Origin of the sequence: Enterobacter cloacae complex sp. IR5459 (genome assembly GCF_049238005.1) — a bacterium.
In the GTDB taxonomy this organism is placed as follows: domain Bacteria; phylum Pseudomonadota; class Gammaproteobacteria; order Enterobacterales; family Enterobacteriaceae; genus Enterobacter; species Enterobacter hormaechei_C.
Genome location: NZ_JBMKIG010000072.1, coordinates 1 through 667, shown reverse-complemented (window position 1 = coordinate 667; position 667 = coordinate 1). Strand labels below are relative to the sequence as shown.

Below are 667 nucleotides of genomic sequence, written 5' to 3'. Positions count from 1 at the left end.
TTGCCAGAACTTACTCCGGGCTGTGGACGGGGGGCTTCAAAAAGGCATGGACTAACAACCCGGCGTGGCTGTTCCGTGAGCTGGCGAAAAACACCCGATTTGGCCTGGCGAAACGCGCCGGATACATCGATGTTGACGATGGCGCACTCTACATTCTGTCGCAATATTGCGATCAGCTTGTAGATGATGGGTATGGCGGCAAAGAGCCACGCATGACGCTCAACGCCTACATCACAGAGCAGGCGAGTGCGCGAGACATTCTCGACAAGATAGCGAGCATGTTCCGTGGCATTGCGCTGTGGGACGGCCTGCGCCTGTCCGTAATGCTGGACGCTCCACAGGATCCGATTGCGACAATCACGAACGCCAACGTTGTGAATGGCGAGTTCAAACGAAGCTCTGCAAAGCGTTCAGAGAAATACAATGCGGTTGTAGTGTCCTGGACTGACCCCGACAACGGATGGGAGCAGGTGAAAGAGTACGTTTCCGACGATGAGATGATAGCCAAAGGGAACTACAACGAAACCACTCTGGAGGCGTTTGGCTGCACCTCTCGCGGACAGGCATGGCGGGCAGGTAAATGGCTGCTGGAAACAGCAAAGCGTGAAAGCAGCAGACTGTCTTTCCAGATGGCACGCGATGCTATCCACTTCACGCCGGGTGATAT

General features: G+C 55.2%; 1 protein-coding gene. It reads left to right on the top strand.

The genetic code is table 11. The features are described 5' to 3' along the window. Nucleotides 1-667: host specificity protein J (locus ACOTX4_RS26000; protein WP_421635523.1), on the top strand; the 667-nt coding region annotated here is incomplete at both ends.